The organism is Psychrobacter sp. T6-1, assembly GCF_052258445.1.
In genome coordinates, this window is sequence record NZ_JBQQFC010000621.1 from 1 (window position 1) to 841 (window position 841).

At 47.4% G+C, this 841-nt stretch carries 2 protein-coding genes; one reads left to right on the plus strand and one right to left on the minus strand.

The annotated features are described in order from the left end of the window. Window positions 1-503 (minus strand): 16S rRNA (cytidine(1402)-2'-O)-methyltransferase (rsmI, locus tag ACTXGO_RS16500; protein WP_443575080.1); only part of this gene is annotated, 503 nt, incomplete at its 3' end. A gap of 132 nt (window positions 504-635) precedes the next feature. On the opposite strand from rsmI, the gene ACTXGO_RS16505 reads away from it, so the two are divergent. Continuing rightward, window positions 636-841, plus strand: a 206-nt coding sequence (locus tag ACTXGO_RS16505; protein ID WP_443575081.1) for a YraN family protein, incomplete at its 3' end; no start/stop codon positions are given.

Sequence of the window (841 nt, forward strand, 5' to 3'; positions counted from 1 at the left end):
ATGAAGCTAAATCGATCCGAGGGCAGTCCTGCGACCGATAGCGCGCCAATAGCGGCGCAAGCACCGACGATAGGGGAGACGCTCACGCCCGCTGCGTGCGCAGCTTGCACCAACTGGTAGCCGGGGTCACTGACCAGTGGCGTACCTGCATCGCTAATCAGCGCGACTGAGTGTCCTTGCTGGATCATCTCGATAATTTTGGGCGTTTGAATGGCATGATTGTGCTCGTGATACGCCCACAATTTGTTATGTCCACGGTCAGTATCTGTAGCGTTTTTTGTCTCTTTGTCTGATGCATTTGCCTTGCTTTGGATGTCATCAGATTTATTTTTAGTATTGATGCCAAAGTGTGAGAGCAATTTGCCAGAAGTGCGCGTGTCCTCGCAGGCGATAATAGCCACTTGTTTGAGGGTGTCGATAGCGTGCGGCGTCATATCACTTAAGTTACCGATAGGGGTGGCGATGATATAAAGACAGGCTGGCATCGCGGTGACAGTAGACATGAAGACCTCAAGATAGTTTGACGATAAATGAGATAAAAAAGTGCTAAAACATAAATGCAGGGTATTAAGATAGCTAGTTTAGCATGTTGTGCTATGATAATTATGAAATGTTCGAGTAGGGAAGTCAGCGTTATGGCTGATCTAAGTACCAGTGATACTAGCGAGCGAAGTAGCACCAATATTGTCAAGCGTCCGCTACAATTGTCCTCACCCAAACAGCGCCAAGGCGGCTATTTTGAGCAGCAAGCTTGCTCGTTTTTACAGATACAAGGCTTAACGCTTATCGCTCAAAATTGGCAACAGCCTAAAGTCGGTGAGCTCGATTTAGTCATGATAGA